This window comes from Pseudomonas sp. HMSC065H01 (assembly GCF_001815235.1).
Taxonomy (GTDB): Bacteria; Pseudomonadota; Gammaproteobacteria; order Pseudomonadales; family Pseudomonadaceae; genus Pseudomonas; species Pseudomonas aeruginosa.
Window position 1 is genome coordinate 233,453 of sequence record NZ_KV819937.1, and the last position, 14,320, is coordinate 247,772.

Here is a 14,320-nt window from a genome sequence, read left to right on the forward strand (position 1 = left end):
TGCGGAGCCCTGCGCGACAGAGGATGTCGGCCGGGCGGGGAAAACCTTCAGTCTTTTACCGGAGTTTTTTCAGAACAACCGCGCAAGCAGGGCGCTGACCGCGGTTTCCACGCGCAGGATGCGTTCGCCGAGCTGCACCGGATGCAGTCCGGCTTCGCGCAGCTTGTCGACCTCGTAGGGAATCCAGCCGCCTTCCGGGCCGATCGCCAGGGTCACCGGCTTCTCCACCGCGCGCGGACAGGCCGGCCAGGGACCGGGATGGCCGACCAGGCCGAGGCTGCCGGCGGCCAGGGCCGGCAGGCGGTCTTCGACGAAGGGTTTGAAGCGCTTCTCGACGATGATTTCCGGCAGCACCGTATCGCGGGCCTGCTCCAGGCCGAGGACCAGGTTCTCGCGGATCGCCGCCGGGTCGAGGAACGGGGTCTGCCAGAAGCTCTTTTCCACGCGGTAGCTGTTCAGCAGCACCAGCTTCGGTACGCCCATCGCGGCGATGGTCTGCAACACCCGGCGGAGCATCTTCGGTCGCGGCAAGGCCAGCAGCAGGGTGATCGGCAGCTTGGCCGGCGGCGGCTGGTCGAAGCGCACTTCCAGGGTCGCCTCGCTGGCGTCGAGCTTCAGCAGGCGACCTTCGCCCATCCAGCCGCCGAGGCGGCCGACCCGCAGGGTGTCGCCGTTCTCGGCGCGGTGCACTTCGTGCAGGTGCTTGAGGCGGCGATCGTGCAGGACCGCACGATCCGCCGACACGAAGTCGGCGTCGTCGAGGAGCAGCAGGTTCACTGGCGGGTGGCCGGAGGCTGGTCGCCGTCGCTGGCCGGTTGGTCGTCCGGATGCTCGCCGCGCTTGCGTACCAGGCGGCCGAACAGCAGGCCGATCTCGAACAGCAGCCACATCGGCACCGCGAGCATGGTCTGGGAGAAGATGTCCGGCGGGGTCAGGACCATGCCGACCACGAAACAGCCGATGATCACGTACGGGCGGATCTTCTTCAGGTACTCGACGTCGACCACTCCGATCCAGATCAGCAGCACCGTGGCCACCGGGATCTCGAAGGCGACGCCGAAGGCGAAGAACAGAGTCAGGACGAAGTCCAGGTAGCTGTTGATGTCCGTCATCATCGCCACGCCCTCGGGCGTCACGCTGGCGAAGAAGTGGAAGATCATCGGGAACACCAGGAAGTAGGCGAAGGCCATCCCGGCGTAGAACAGGATGATGCTGGACACCAGCAGCGGCAGCGCCACGCGCTTCTCGTGCTTGTACAGGCCGGGCGCGATGAAGCCCCAGACCTGCGCGAGGATCACCGGCATGGCGAGGAACAGCGCCACCACCATGGTCAGCTTGAACGGCGCGAGGAACGGCGAGGCGACGTCGGTGGCGATCATGCTGGTGCCTTCCGGAAGGAAGCGGCGCAACGGCTCGGAGACCAGGGTGTAGATCTTCTGCGAGAAGTAGAACAGGCCGGCGAAGATCAGGAAGATCGCCGCCACGCTGCGCAGCAGGCGCGTACGCAGTTCGGTCAGGTGCGAGACCAGGGGCATTTCCTGGTCGTGCTCGGGCTGCTCGGGTTTATCGGCGCTCATGGATTACGCGGCGTCTCGGACGGTGGCGAAGGGGGAGTGGAGGCAGCGACTGCCGGCGGTGCCGCGGCGTCCGCGGGCGGAACCGCAGGCGTGCTGGTCGGCGGCGGCGTGGGTACGCTCGGCGCCGGGCTCTCGGCCGCCGGCGGCGGGGTTTCCTGCGGGGGATTCTGACCGCTCAGCGGGGCCAGCAGCTTCTGCGCTTCGCGCTCCATCGAGAGGATGTGCTCGTTGTGCAGTTGCCGGCGAATCTCGTCCGCGCCGATTTCCCGTTCCACTTCCTGCTTGATGGTATTGAAACTGCGCTTCAGGCGGCCGATCCACAGGCCGGCGGTACGTGCGGCGCCCGGCAGGCGCTCGGGGCCGAGCACCAGCAGGGCGACCAGCCCGACCAGCAACAGTTCGCTGAAGCTGATTCCGAACATCGATGGCTACCCGTCAGTCCTTGCGCGCCGGCTCTTCGACCTTCTGCGCCTGGGCGTCGATGGTGTGCGGCTGGTTCAGCGGTTGGGCCGGCTGGGCGGCGGGCTGGTCCTTCTTGTCGTCTTCCTCGGTGTTCACCGCCTTGCGGAAGCCCTTGATCGCTTCGCCGACGTCGGAACCGAGGTTCTTCAGGCGCTTGGTGCCGAACACCAGTACCACGACGATCAGGATGACGATCCAGTGTTTCCAGTCAAAAATGCCCATGTCGTATTCCTCGCAATGTGTAGGTTCAGGCCGATGGTTGGCGGGCGGCTTTCTCGGCGTGGCCGGAAAGGCCGAAGCGGCGCTCCAGTTCGTCCAGCACGGCTTGCGGATGCTGGCCGAGGGCCGAGAGCATCACCAGCGAGTGGAACCAGAGGTCGGCGGTTTCGTAGATCAGGTCCTGGCAGTCGCCGCTGGCCGCGGCATCCTTGGCGGCGATGATGGTTTCCACCGACTCCTCGCCGACCTTCTCCAGGATCTTGTTCAGGCCCTTGTGGTACAGACTGGCCACATAGGAGCTGTCGGGCGCGGCGTTCTTGCGCTCCTCGAGCACCGCCGCCAGGCGGGTCAGGGTGTCACTCATGGTGGTGTCCTGCGTGTTCGTAGATAGCGTCCGGGTCCTTCAGCACCGGATCGACGGTCTTCCAGGCGCCGTTCTCGAAGACGCGGTAGAAACAGCTTTCCCGGCCGGTATGGCAGGCGATCCCGCCGACCTGCTCGACCATCAGGATGACCACGTCGGCGTCGCAGTCCAGACGCAGTTCGTGCAGCTTCTGCACGTGCCCGGACTCCTCGCCCTTGCGCCACAGCTTGCCACGCGAACGCGACCAATAGATTGCACGGTTCTCGCTGGCGGTCAGGGCCAGCGCCTCGCGGTTCATCCAGGCCATCATCAGCACGCGCCCGGTCTCGTGATCCTGGGCGATCGCAGGGACCAGGCCGTCGGCGTTCCAGTGAATCTCATCCAGCCAGTCTTTCATGGTCTTTCCACGTTCGTTGCCGGTACGTTGCGCGCGTTTCCGGCGGAAATGGGAGTAGTGTGCCAGCCGGGAGCGCGACTGGCTATCGGCGCGGGCCTAGTGGCCGTGCGCGGCGCTAGCGGCGCAGGATCAGGAACACCCCGCCGGCCAGCATCACCCACGCCGGCCAGGCTTCCAACTGCTGACCCAGGCCGACCTCGGCGGCGCCGACCAGCAGCACCGCGCCCACCAGGCGCCCGAGCCAGTCGTGGCGGGAACCTTTCCACTCCGGCGGCGGCGCATTGTGGGCGTGCGGTTGTGACAGGCGTTCGAGGGTGTCGCGGGCCATTTGCGACAGGTGCGGCACCTGCTCGACCTGTTGCTGGAAATTGCGCAGCAACTGCTTCGGGCTGACCCGTTCGCGCATCCAGCGCTCCAGGAACGGCTGGGCGGTGGCCCACAGGTCGAGTTCCGGGTAGAGCTGGCGGCCGAGGCCTTCGATGTTCAGCAGGGTCTTCTGCAGCAGCACCAGTTGCGGCTGGATCTCCATGTTGAAACGACGCGCGGTCTGGAACAGGCGCAGCAGGACCTGGCCGAAGGAGATGTCCTTCAGCGGCTTCTCGAAGATCGGTTCGCAGACGGTGCGGATCGCCGCCTCGAAGTCGTTGACCTTGGTTTCCGCCGGTACCCAGCCGGAGTCGATATGCAGTTGGGCGACCTTGCGGTAGTCGCGCTTGAAGAAGGCGATCAGGTTGCGCGCCAGGTAGTCCTGGTCCTCGTCGGTCAGGCTGCCGACGATGCCGCAGTCCACCGCGATGTATTGCGGGCTCCAGGGCGCGCGGGTGCTGACGAAGATGTTGCCGGGGTGCATGTCGGCATGGAAAAAGCTGTCGCGGAACACCTGGGTGAAGAAGATCTCCACGCCGCGCTCGGCCAGTGCCTTGAAGTCGGTGCGCTGGTCGCGCAGGGTTTCCAGGTCGGTCACCGGGATGCCGTAGATGCGCTCCATCACCAGCACCTTGGGCCGGCACCAGTCCCAGTAGACCTGTGGCACGTAGAGCAGCGGCGAGCCTTCGAAGTTGCGTCGCAGCTGCGAGGCGTTGGCCGCCTCGCGGAGCAGGTCGAGTTCGTCGACGATGGTCTTCTCGTAGTCGCTGACCACTTCCACCGGGTGCAGGCGCCGCGCCTCGCTGGAGACCCGCTCGGCGAGGCGGGCGAGGATGAACAGCCAGGCGATGTCGGAGCGGATCACCGGTTCCAGGTTCGGCCGGATCACCTTCACCACCACTTCCTCGCCGCTCTTCAGGCGCGCGGCGTGGACCTGGGCCACCGAGGCGGAGGCCAGCGGTTCGCGTTCGAAGCGGGCGAAGACCTGTTCGATCTTCGCGCCCAGCTGTTCCTCGATGCGCTTGACCGCCAGCTCCGGCGGGAAGGGCGGCACCTTGTCCTGCAGCCAGGCCAGTTCGTTGGCGATGTCGTCGGGCAGCAGGTCGCGGCGGGTGGAGAGAATCTGGCCGAACTTGATGAAGATCGGTCCGAGGTCCTGCAGTGCCAGGCGCAGGCGCGCGCCGCGGGTCAGTTCCAGCTTGCGCCGCGGCAGCCAGCGCCAGGGCAGGGTGGCACCGAGCAGGCGCAGCCACCAGGGCAGCATCGGCAGTTCGAGGATCAGGTCGTCCAGGCGGTAGCGGATGACGACGCGCTGGATGCGCAGGAGGCGGCGGACAGCGAGGAGCTTCATGCGTCGGGCTTGGTCTTTTGGCTGAGGCGTCCGACGCGCGCGTCGAGACGATCGAGGGCCAGCTTCAGCTGGTCCAGTTCGGCGAAGCGTGCTTCGGCTTCGTGCTGGCCGACCAGCGTACGGCTTTCCTCGGCAAGGTAGTCGGCCAGGTTCAGGCGCAGGCTGTGCAGGCTCTGCGCGCTCCAGCGCGAAGCGTCGCGCAGGCCGCTGCCGAGCACCTGGGTGGCGAGCGGGCCGAGCCAGCGCGACAGTTCGTACTCCCAGTCCAGCTCCAGGCTCTGCAGGATGCCGGCCAGTTCCAGCAGGGCCGCGCTGTCGCCGTCCATGCTGACTTCCGGGCTGTGCAGGACGCGGGTCTTGTCGCGCGCCAGGGCCAGGTGCAGGAGGTTGCCGGCCGGCGCACGCAGGGTGCAGTCGACCTCCGCCTCATGCTGCGCGGCGAAGTGCAGGCCGTCGCCGGCGGGCAGGATGAAGATCCGCAGCGGCGGGCTCAGGCAGTCGACCTCGATGACCTTGGCGGAAAGCCTGCGCAGGCGCGGCAGCGCTGTCCCGTCGAGGCGCAGGACGCGATTGATGCCGGTTTCGGCGGCGGCCAGCACGGCCTGGATCAGCAGCGAGCTCATCGGCGCGCCCTCGGTTAAGGCTTGATACCGCGGTGCAGGGCGACGATGCCGCCGGTCATGTTGTGGTAGGTCACGCGGTCGAAGCCGGCTTCCACCATCATCGCCTTCAGGGTTTCCTGGTCGGGGTGCATGCGGATCGACTCGGCCAGGTAGCGATAGCTCTCGGAGTCGTTGGTGACCAGCTTGCCCATCAGCGGCAGCAGGCTGAACGAATAGGCGTCGTAGGCCTTGGACAGCAGGTTGCTGCTCGGCTTGGAGAACTCCAGCACCAGCAGGCGGCCACCGGGCTTGAGCACGCGCAGCATGGAGCGGATCGCTTCGTCCTTGTGGGTGACGTTGCGCAGGCCGAAGGCGATGGTCACGCAGTCGAAGTGGTTGTCCGGGAAGGGCAGCTTCTCGGCGTCCGCCTGGACGAAGCTGACGTTGCCGGAGACGCCCTTGTCGAGCAGCTTGTCGCGGCCGACCTTGAGCATCGAGGCGTTGATGTCGGCCAGCACCACCTCGCCGGTCGGGCCGACCAGGCGCGAGAACTGCCGGGTCAGGTCGCCGGTGCCGCCGGCGATGTCGAGCACGCGGTTCCCGCTGCGCACGCCGGACAGCTCGATGGTGAAGCGCTTCCACAGGCGATGGATGCCACCGGACATCAGGTCGTTCATCAGGTCGTACTTGGCTGCCACCGAGTGAAATACCTCGGCGACCTTCTTCGCCTTCTGGCTTTCCGGAACGTTCTGGTAGCCGAAGTGGGTGGTGGGTTCGGCGTCGGCGCCTTTGCGGGGATCGTTCATGACGTTCTCACCTGGAAAGAATGCCGGGCATTCTAACAGGATGTGGGGAAAGTGCTGTGCCGCCGTCCGACGGCGCGGGTGCGGTGTTTTGTCTGGCCGCGTATAGTTTTCCGATCTGCAATCAGGAGTCGATCCATGTCGCGTATCCACATCGAACGTCCGCACAGCCTGGGGCTGGACGCCGCACGGGCCAAGGCGGAGAAACTGGCCGAACGTCTGGCGAAGGAGCACGGCGTGCAGTGCGAATGGCAGGGCGACGAGCTGACCTTCAAACGCAGTGGCGTCGACGGCAGGATCGCGGTGGGGGCGGACAAGGTCGCGGTGGACGTCAAGCTCGGCCTGATGCTGTCGGCCATGAGCGGCCTGCTCAAGGGCGAGATCGAGAAGGCGCTGGACAAGGCGCTGGCCTGATCCCGCCGGGCGTTCGCCGTCCTGGCGGCGCCCATCTTCCGCTTAGTATGCGGTTTCTAATTTTCCCCGATACCTTGCTCTCACGCTGCCAGCGTTCCGGCGGCGCCTGCGGTTTCTTCAACCCAACGAGCGTGAGGTGCCCCATGGCCAAGATTGCCCTGAAGAAAAAGACCGTTTCCGAATCCACTTCCCTGGTCTCCGAGATCCGCCACTATGCCCGCCAGATCTGGCTTGCCGGCCTGGGTGCGTATTCCCGCCTGGGCACCGAAGGCAGCGACTACTTCAAGGAATTGGTGAAAGCTGGCGAAGCCCTGGAGAAAAAAGGCAAATCGCTGGTCACAAGTCAGGTCGATTCGGCCAATGACAGTGTCAAGACCGGCCTCTCTTCGGTGAAGGGAAAAGTCGAAGACCAGCTCGACAGGATCGAGCAGGCATTCGACAGCCGTGTCGCTAGCACGTTGAACCGGATAGGCATACCTTCCCGGAACGATGTCGAAGCACTCTCTGCTAAGCTGGATGAGCTGAGCGCAGTGCTCGAGCGTGTCGCGAGAACCCAATAAGGAGAGCAGGATGGCTGGCAAGAAGAAGAGCGAAAAAGAGTCCAGTTGGATCGGCGAGATCGAGAAATACTCGCGGCAGATCTGGCTGGCTGGTCTGGGGGCCTACTCGAAGGTCAGCAAGGACGGCAGCAAGCTGTTCGAGACCTTGGTGAAAGACGGCGAGAAGGCTGAAAAAGAAGCGAAGTCCGATGTGGACGCGCAGGTCGGTGCGGCGAAGGCTTCCGCCCGCTCTGCGAAGAGCAAGGTCGACGAGGTTCGGGACCGTGCGCTCGGCAAGTGGAGCGAGCTCGAGGAAGCTTTCGACAAGCGCCTGAACAGCGCCATCTCGCGTCTCGGCGTGCCGAGCCGCAACGAGGTGAAGGAGCTGCACAGCAAGGTCGATACGCTGACCAAGCAGATCGAGAAACTCACCGGCGTCAGCGTCAAGCCGGCGGCGAAGGCAGCGGCCAAGCCTGCGGCGAAACCGGCTGCCAAGCCCGCGGCGAAAACCGCAGCGGCCAAGCCGGCAGCTAAACCGGCAGCCAAGGCCGCCGCCAAGCCTGCGGCGAAACCCGCGGCGAAAAAAACCGCGGCGAAAACCGCGGCCGCCAAGCCGGCAGCCAAGCCCGCCGCCAAACCGACTGCGAAGGCCGCAGCGAAACCGGCGACCAAGCCGGCAGCCAAGGCCGCGGCGAAGCCTGCTGCGAAACCTGCCGCAGCCAAGCCTGCCGCGAAGCCGGCAGCCAAGCCGGCCGCTGCGACCGCCGCCAAGCCCGCGGCGAAACCTGCCGCCAAGCCGGCTGCGAAAAAGCCTGCGGCGAAGAAGCCGGCAGCCAAGCCCGCCGCGGCGAAACCGGCCGCTCCCGCCGCGTCTTCGAGCGCGCCCGCTGCCCCCGCCGCCACACCGGCTGCCAGCGCTCCGGCAGCGAACGCTCCGGCGACGCCGAGCAGCCAGGGCTGAGTCCTGGCGGCAAGGCACACGCCCGGCACTCGCCGGGCGTTTTTCATTCCGGTCCCAGGTAGCGCTGCGCCAGGCTTTCCGCCGAGCGTTGGGCCTCGCTGCGCAGATGCGGGGCGACCAGCATCATGATCTGGTAGACCACCGTGCGCACCTCGCCCTTGCTGCCCAGTACCCGCTGGTAATCCAGGGAGAACAGCAGGGTCAGGGTGATCTGTTCGACCAGTTGCCCGAGTGCCGGCGAGTCGCTGCGCAACTGCCGGTCGGCCTTGAGGCGGGCCAGCAGGGTGGCCAGGGTCCGCTTCAGCGCGCCGAGCCAGGTACGGATGCCGCGAGCCAGCCGTGGCAGGCGCCCGGTCAGGTTGGACAGGTCCTGGAACAGGAAGCGGTAGTGGGCGAGGCGCTCGACGATCAGGTGCAGGAACAGCCAGTAGTCCTCCGCGCCCAGGCGCACCTCCTCGGGCGGATCGAGCAGCGGCGCCAACTCGGCCTGGAACCGCTCGAACAGCGCCATCACCAGCGGTTCCTTGCCATGGAAGTGGTAGTAGAGATTGCCCGGGCTGATGCCCAGTTCGTTGGCGATCTCCAGTGTCGAGACGTTGGGCTCGCCCTGTTCGTTGAACAGCAACAGCGAGCATTCGAGGATTCGGTCGCGTGTCTTCATCCGGACTTCTTCTGGGGATGGAGGTGCCCGGCTCCAGGCGCCCGGGCCGGATCTTTCAGCGTATATGCACGTAGGTGCCCGGGGCCGCTTCGAGGGGCGGATGCGCGGCGCTGCCAAGGTTGAAGTCAGGGTTGCCCAGCTCGCCCGAGCGCTCCTGCAGCCAGCCCAGCCAGACCGGCCACCAGCTGCCCTCTTCGCGCTTGGCGTCGTAGTACCAGGCGCGTGGATCGCTGCTCAGCTTGTCGTTCTCGAAGTAGCAGGCCTTGGGGTTTCCGGGAGGGTTGAGGATGCTCTGGATGTGCCCGCTGTTGGACAGGATGAAGCGGCGCTGGCCGCCCAGCAGGAGGGCCGAGCGATAGACCGCGTCCCAGGGCGTGATGTGGTCGGTGATGCCGGCGACGTGGAAGCTGTCGATCGCCACCTTGCCCAGGTCCACCGCGGTCCCGCTGACCTCCAGCGCGCCCGGGCGGGTCAGCGGGTTGTGCTTGAACAGGTCGAGCAGTTCGCCGTGGAACGCCGCGGGCAGCCGCGTGTTGTCGTTGTTCCAGTAGAGGATGTCGAACGCCGGCGGCTGCCTGCCGAGCAGGTAGTTGTTGACCCAGTAGTTCCAGATCAGGTCGTTGGGGCGCATCCAGGCGAACACCTTGGCCATGTCGCGCCCGTCCAGCACGCCATGCTGGTAGGAGCGGCGCTTGCTGCTCTCCAGGGTCTGCTCGTCGGCGAAGAGCATCGCCGGGCTTTCCATCTGGCTGTCGAGCAGGCTGACCAGGTAGGTGACGCTACTGACCTTGCGCAGTTGCCGGCGCACCTGCAGGTGGCCGAGCAAGGCGGCCACGGTGAGCCCGCCGGCGCAGGCGCCGGCCAGGTTCACGCTGCGGCTGCCGGTGATCTCGCGGCTGACCTCGATGGCCTGGTCGAGGGCCTCGACATAGGTGCTCAGGCCCCATTCGCGGTGCTGGGCGTCGGGGTTGCGCCAACTGATGACGAAGACCTGCAGGTTGTTCTTCAGGGCGTACTGGACGAAGCTCTTTTCCGGCGACAGGTCGAAGATGTAGTACTTGTTGATCTGCGGCGGCACGATCAGCAGGGGCTTGGCGTACTGGCGCTCGCCCAGCGGCTTGTACTGGATCAGCTCCAGCACCTCGTTGCGGAACACCACCGCGCCTTGCGTGGTGGCGAGGTTGCGACCGATCTCGAAGGCGGTCTTGTTCACCTGGCTGGGCATGCCGCCGTTGTGCACCAGGTCTTCGAGCAGGTGGCGGACGCCATTGAGCAGGCTGATCCCGCCGGTATTGAACAGTTCCTTTACCGCCAGTGGATTGATCAGGCTGTTGCTGGGTGCCACGGCGTCGGAGAGCAAGGCGACGAGGAAGCGGGCGCGGGCGCGATCGTCGCAGTCCAGGTTGCTTTCGTCGATCCAGGCGAGCAGTTGCTTCTGCCACGCCAGGTAGGCCTGCAGGGTGCGCCGGTAGAAGGGATTGAGGCGCCAGGATGGATCCTGGAAGCGGGCGTCCTGTGGGTTCGGCTGGTGCAGGGTGTCGCCCAGCAGCACCTTGCCCAACTGGCCTCCGAAGGCGACCAGGTGCCGCGCACTGTGCAGCGGCTGGCGCAGGCCGTGGACAGCCAGGCTGCGGACCGTCGTCAGCAGGTCCTTGCCGCGCAGGCCGACGATGGCGCTCTGTGCACTCATGAACTCGGCGGGCACCGGCACGCTACCCGATTCCTGCTTTTCTCGCATGGACCACACTCCGTCGTAGGACCACAGTCTGGATGCCACGGGCGATCGTCCCCTGGCTCGGAATACTCAGTTATAGCCTGTGAATTCCGTTTCACCCGGGGCAGAACCGCACACCTGCCTGAACAGGGAGGATGCCGCCCGACAGTGGGGCAGCAAGCGCTGTACCACAACGCCGGGAGGGGCGTCGCAGAGCTTGCGCTGTCGCGGCGAAGCCAGGCGCCATGCGCCGTTGCGGAACATTGACTATGCACCTGCACCATGACGAAGCAGTGTCTGCTGCCCTGGTGTTGCCCGTGCAGCAGTTCAGCCGGTCTTGGGCAGGAACGGACGAGGGTGCATGATGGCGCGACGGCGCTCCTCGGCGAGGAACTTCATGATGATCGGCGCCACCGATTCGGCGCGGGTCACCAGGAACAGGTGGCCGTCGTCGATCACGTGCAGTTCGGCGTTGGGAATGCGCCAGGCCAGCACACGCATGTTGATCAGCGGGATGATCGGGTCGTCGTCGCCGGCCAGCACCAGGGTCGGCTGGCGGATCCTATGCAGCCAGTGGATGCTGGTCCAGCCGAGCCCGGCGAACAGTTGCCAGTAGTAGCCCAGCTTGCCCGACGAACGCACCTTGCTGGCATGCGCCATGGCCAGCTTGGGGTCGCGGCGGAAGGCCCCGCCGTAGATGTCCGGGGCGATGTGTACGCCATAGGAGGGCTGGATGTAGCGCCGCGGGCTGGCCATGCGCATCAGTACCTTCGGCTTGCCTGGCACCATCACCGCGCCAGCCGAAGTGGCGGCGAGGATCAGCTTCTTGCAGCGTTCCGGATAGTCGTGGGCGAACTGCTGGGCCAGCGCGCCGCCCCAGGACACGCCGATCGCGTTGACCTGGCCGTAGTCCAGGTAGTCGAGCATCCGCGCCGCCAGCTTGGCCAGGCCGGGAAAGCGGTAGGGCACGCTGGGCGTCGAGGAACCGCCGACGCCGGGAACGTCGAAGGCGATCACCTCCAGTTCCGGGTCGAGCGCCTGGACGAAGGGGAACACCAGTTCCAGGTTGGCGCCTATGCCGTTGAAGATCAGCAGCGGAGTGCTTCCTTCCTTGCCCGGCCGCACTGCGGTGCGGATGGTCTGGCCGTCGAGGTCGATGGTCCGGAAGACGAAGGGCTGGGGCATGCTCGGGGTCCTCGGCGGCGCGGCCGCGGGCTCGGCGATACGGGGCCTGGCCGGCTTCCGCGCGGCACGGGGCCGCGCCGGAGGCGCTGGCGGGGTTTCGTCGGCGGAGGCCGCGGATCGCTCCTGCGGCTGTTCTTCAGGCTGGTCGCTTTTCATCGTTCATGCACGTAGGTTCCGGGCGCGGCTTCGCCGGCCGGATAGGTCTTGTTGCCCAGGTTGGCGGGCGCCTTGCGGGTCTTGCCGGAGCGTTCGGCCAGCCATTGCTGCCAGTGCAACCACCACGAGTCGGCGTGCTTGCCGGCCTGTTCCAGCCAGGCCTTGGGCTCGGCGGGCAGTTCCGGATTGGTCATGAAGCGTGCCTTGGGGTTACCCGGTGGGTTGAGGATGCTCTGGATGTGACCGCTGTTGGAGAGGATGAACTCGCACTTGCCACCCAGCAGCCTGGCCGACTTGTAGCACGACTCCCAGGGGGTGATGTGGTCGTTCAGACCGGCGACACAGTAGAAGTCGCAAGTCACCTGCTTCAGGTCGATGGGCGTGCCGGAGACCTCCAGGGCGCCGGGGCGGTTCAGCGGGTTGCTCTTGAACAGTTCGACGAACTCGCCGTGCAGCGCGGCGGGCAGGCGCGTGGTGTCGTTGTTCCAGTAGAGGATGTCGAACGCCGGCGGCTGCCTGCCGAGCAGGTAGTTGTTGACCCAGTAGTTCCAGATCAGGTCGTTGGGGCGCATCCAGGCGAACACCTTGGCCATGTCCTTGCCCTCCAGCACGCCGGACTGGTAGGAACGACGCTTGGCGGCCTCCAGAGTCTTCTCGTCGGCGAACAGCGCGACCTGGGTATTCAGTTCGAAGTCGAGCACGCTGACCAGTTGGGTGAAGGCGTTGACCTTCTTCTCGCCGCTGGCCACGTAGTGGCCGACCAGGGTCGCGGTGGTGATCCCGCCGGAGCAGGCGCCGAGGAGGTTGAGGTCCTTGCTGCCGGTGATCGACAGGACTACCTCGATGGCCTCCTTGAGCGCCTCGATATAGGTGGTCAGGCCCCATTCGCGCTGCGACTTGGTCGGGTTGCGCCAGCTGACGATGAAGGTCTGCACGCCGTTGCGCAGGCAGAAGCGCGCCAGGCTCTTGTCCGGCGACAGGTCGAAGACGTAGAACTTGTTGATCTGCGGCGGCACCACCAGCAGCGGGCGTTCGTGCACCGACTCGGTGATCGGCCGGTACTGGATCAGTTCCAGCACGTCGTTGCGGAACACCACGGCGCCCTCGGTGGTGGCCAGGTTCTTGCCCACCTCGAAGGCGTCCATGTCCACCTGGCTCGGCATCCCGCCGTTGTTCACCAGGTCCTTGGCCAGGTGGCCGAGGCCGTCCAGCAGGCTCTTGCCGCCGGTCTCGAAGAAGCGCTTGACCGCCGCCGGGTTGCTCAGGCTGTTGGTCGGCGACATCGCCTCGGTCAGCAGGTTGATGACGAACTGGCCACGACTGATGTCCTGCGGCGACAGGTCGCTGTGGCTGATCCAGCTGTGCAGCTCCTTGCGCCAGGCCAGGTAGGTCTGCATGTAGCGCTTGTACAGTGGATTCTGGCTCCAGGCCGGATCGGAAAAGCGTCGGTCGTCATCGCCTGGGCGTAGCTCCGACTGGCCGAGCAGGACGTTCTTCAGCTCCAGGCTGAAATGCGCCACGTGCCTGGCGCTGTGCAGCGGCTGGCGCACCGCCTGGAGCAGGACCATGCGCGCGGAGGTGAGCAGGTCCTTGCCCCGGATGCCGATCACCGGATTCAGGTTCAGCGTGTTTTCCGCGGCTTGCTTGGGAAGCTCGTTATTGTTCTTCTGACTCATCGGCAACGCTCCATTGTTCGAGGCGAAACAGGGGACCGCAACGAAACCGGGGACCAGGTGTCCGGCCGGCTACTGCTCGACTACCAGCCCACCCGCACGTTTCAGGGCGGGGCGGACGCACGTCAGGGAAGGGAACCCGGACAAGGGGCTGCACCGTCTTGGTTACGCGAGTTTCCGCTGGCGTGCAAGCTGGCAGAAGCATCGGTGGCCGGCGTGGCTGGCCCGGCGAGCGGCCGACCTGCGGACTAGAGCGTTGCTGCCGTGCAGGGTAGGACATTCGCCGTGGCGACCGCGCCGACCGGATGTCTGGTCTGGCAGTCTGCGGGGCGAATGTTGCAAATGACGTGCCCTCGTTCGGGGCAGCGGGGAAAAATCGCCTGGATGCCGTGTGCCGCGAAGGGGCACTCGGCCCGGCGCTTCAGAGCATCAGCTTGACGACCGACTCGTCGGGGTCGCGCGACTTGCCGGCGCTGGCCAGCTCCGCCAGGTAGTCGGCCCATAGCTGGTCCTTGCGGGTCGCCAGCTCGTACAGGTAGTCCCAGGTGAACAGGCCGCTGTCGTGGCCGTCGTCGAAGCTCAGCTTAAGTGCGTACTGGCCGGCGGGTTCGACGCCGACCAGGCCGACGTTCAGCTTGCCGTACTGCAATACCGGGTTGCCGTGGCCCTGGACCTCGGCCGAGGGCGAATGCACGCGGAGGAACTCGGCAGGCAGGTCGTAGCTATCCTCGCCGTAGCGCAGGGTCAGGGTCTTCGAGGCTTTGTGCAGCTGGATGGCGGAAGGGATACGCATCGCATCGGACTCGCGGAAGGGCGGAGTACAAGGATACCCCGGTTCGGGACCGCGCGGCCCGCCGCCACGGTGTTGGCCGTGGC

General features: G+C 66.1%; 17 protein-coding genes. 3 read left to right on the forward strand and 14 right to left on the reverse strand.

The features are described from left to right. Positions 1 to 69 precede the first annotated feature (69 nt). The 9 genes from HMPREF3014_RS30625 to ubiE all read right to left on the reverse strand — a co-directional run bounded on the left by HMPREF3014_RS30625 (position 70) and on the right by ubiE (position 6,144). On the reverse strand, positions 70 to 777 hold the full coding sequence (locus HMPREF3014_RS30625) for a 16S rRNA (uracil(1498)-N(3))-methyltransferase (RefSeq protein ID WP_003095898.1): 708 nt from the start codon (positions 775 to 777) through the stop codon (positions 70 to 72). After that, a complete protein-coding gene (gene tatC, locus HMPREF3014_RS30630) occupies positions 774 to 1,577 on the reverse strand; it encodes a twin-arginine translocase subunit TatC (protein ID WP_003095896.1) in 804 nt (267 codons plus the stop codon). Before tatC ends, HMPREF3014_RS30625 begins: the two co-directional genes overlap by 4 nt. Further along, positions 1,574 to 1,999, reverse strand: a complete 426-nt coding sequence (gene tatB, locus HMPREF3014_RS30635; protein WP_023087875.1) for a Sec-independent protein translocase protein TatB — start codon at positions 1,997 to 1,999, stop codon at positions 1,574 to 1,576. The genes tatC and tatB overlap by 4 nt, the downstream gene beginning before the upstream one ends. 13 nt (positions 2,000 to 2,012) lie before the next feature. Then, entirely contained in the window at positions 2,013 to 2,261 is a 249-nt protein-coding gene (locus HMPREF3014_RS30640; protein WP_003095893.1) for a twin-arginine translocase TatA/TatE family subunit, read from the reverse strand. A 25-nt stretch (positions 2,262 to 2,286) separates the two neighbouring features. Continuing rightward, complete coding sequence (locus tag HMPREF3014_RS30645) at positions 2,287 to 2,622, reverse strand: phosphoribosyl-ATP diphosphatase (protein ID WP_003103458.1); 336 nt, start codon at positions 2,620 to 2,622, stop codon at positions 2,287 to 2,289. Beyond that, positions 2,615 to 3,019, reverse strand: a complete 405-nt coding sequence (hisI, locus tag HMPREF3014_RS30650; RefSeq protein WP_003095888.1) for a phosphoribosyl-AMP cyclohydrolase — start codon at positions 3,017 to 3,019, stop codon at positions 2,615 to 2,617. The genes HMPREF3014_RS30645 and hisI overlap by 8 nt, the downstream gene beginning before the upstream one ends. 115 nt (positions 3,020 to 3,134) lie before the next feature. Beyond that, the gene (ubiB, locus tag HMPREF3014_RS30655) at positions 3,135 to 4,736 is read right to left on the reverse strand and encodes a ubiquinone biosynthesis regulatory protein kinase UbiB (protein ID WP_003095885.1); all 1,602 of its coding nucleotides are present in this window, start codon (positions 4,734 to 4,736) and stop codon (positions 3,135 to 3,137) included. Next, positions 4,733 to 5,359 carry a ubiquinone biosynthesis accessory factor UbiJ gene (locus tag HMPREF3014_RS30660; protein ID WP_003103460.1) on the reverse strand — a complete coding sequence of 209 codons (627 nt, stop codon included), beginning with the start codon at positions 5,357 to 5,359 and terminating at the stop codon, positions 4,733 to 4,735. Before HMPREF3014_RS30660 ends, ubiB begins: the two co-directional genes overlap by 4 nt. Before the next feature lie 14 nt (positions 5,360 to 5,373). Beyond that, positions 5,374 to 6,144 carry a bifunctional demethylmenaquinone methyltransferase/2-methoxy-6-polyprenyl-1,4-benzoquinol methylase UbiE gene (ubiE, locus tag HMPREF3014_RS30665; RefSeq protein ID WP_003103462.1) on the reverse strand — a complete coding sequence of 257 codons (771 nt, stop codon included), beginning with the start codon at positions 6,142 to 6,144 and terminating at the stop codon, positions 5,374 to 5,376. Positions 6,145 to 6,279: 135 nt separating this feature from the next. On the opposite strand from ubiE, the gene HMPREF3014_RS30670 reads away from it, so the two are divergent. The 3 genes from HMPREF3014_RS30670 (at position 6,280) to HMPREF3014_RS30680 (ending at position 8,055) form a co-directional block, all read left to right on the forward strand. Beyond that, the gene (locus tag HMPREF3014_RS30670; RefSeq protein WP_003095874.1) at positions 6,280 to 6,555 is read left to right on the forward strand and encodes a polyhydroxyalkanoic acid system family protein; all 276 of its coding nucleotides are present in this window, start codon (positions 6,280 to 6,282) and stop codon (positions 6,553 to 6,555) included. Between the two features lie 143 nt (positions 6,556 to 6,698). Further along, complete coding sequence (locus tag HMPREF3014_RS30675; RefSeq protein WP_003103463.1) at positions 6,699 to 7,115, forward strand: phasin family protein; 417 nt, start codon at positions 6,699 to 6,701, stop codon at positions 7,113 to 7,115. Positions 7,116 to 7,125: 10 nt separating this feature from the next. Beyond that, entirely contained in the window at positions 7,126 to 8,055 is a 930-nt protein-coding gene (locus tag HMPREF3014_RS30680) for a phasin family protein (RefSeq protein ID WP_003146415.1), read from the forward strand. 43 nt (positions 8,056 to 8,098) lie between these two features. Here HMPREF3014_RS30680 and HMPREF3014_RS30685 read toward each other — a convergent pair whose 3' ends face one another. The 5 genes from HMPREF3014_RS30685 to HMPREF3014_RS30705 all read right to left on the reverse strand — a co-directional run bounded on the left by HMPREF3014_RS30685 (position 8,099) and on the right by HMPREF3014_RS30705 (position 14,237). Further along, positions 8,099 to 8,716, reverse strand: a complete 618-nt coding sequence (locus HMPREF3014_RS30685) for a TetR/AcrR family transcriptional regulator (protein WP_023087874.1) — start codon at positions 8,714 to 8,716, stop codon at positions 8,099 to 8,101. A 55-nt stretch (positions 8,717 to 8,771) separates the two neighbouring features. Then, entirely contained in the window at positions 8,772 to 10,454 is a 1,683-nt protein-coding gene (gene phaC / locus HMPREF3014_RS30690; protein ID WP_003103289.1) for a class II poly(R)-hydroxyalkanoic acid synthase, read from the reverse strand. A 303-nt stretch (positions 10,455 to 10,757) separates the two neighbouring features. Next, positions 10,758 to 11,615 carry a poly(3-hydroxyalkanoate) depolymerase gene (phaZ, locus tag HMPREF3014_RS30695; protein WP_009877202.1) on the reverse strand — a complete coding sequence of 286 codons (858 nt, stop codon included), beginning with the start codon at positions 11,613 to 11,615 and terminating at the stop codon, positions 10,758 to 10,760. Positions 11,616 to 11,767: 152 nt separating this feature from the next. Next, a complete protein-coding gene (gene phaC, locus HMPREF3014_RS30700) occupies positions 11,768 to 13,447 on the reverse strand; it encodes a class II poly(R)-hydroxyalkanoic acid synthase (protein ID WP_049305461.1) in 1,680 nt (559 codons plus the stop codon). Between the two features lie 418 nt (positions 13,448 to 13,865). Then, on the reverse strand, positions 13,866 to 14,237 hold the full coding sequence (locus HMPREF3014_RS30705) for a gamma-butyrobetaine hydroxylase family protein (RefSeq protein ID WP_003095857.1): 372 nt from the start codon (positions 14,235 to 14,237) through the stop codon (positions 13,866 to 13,868). Positions 14,238 to 14,320: the final 83 nt, after the last annotated feature.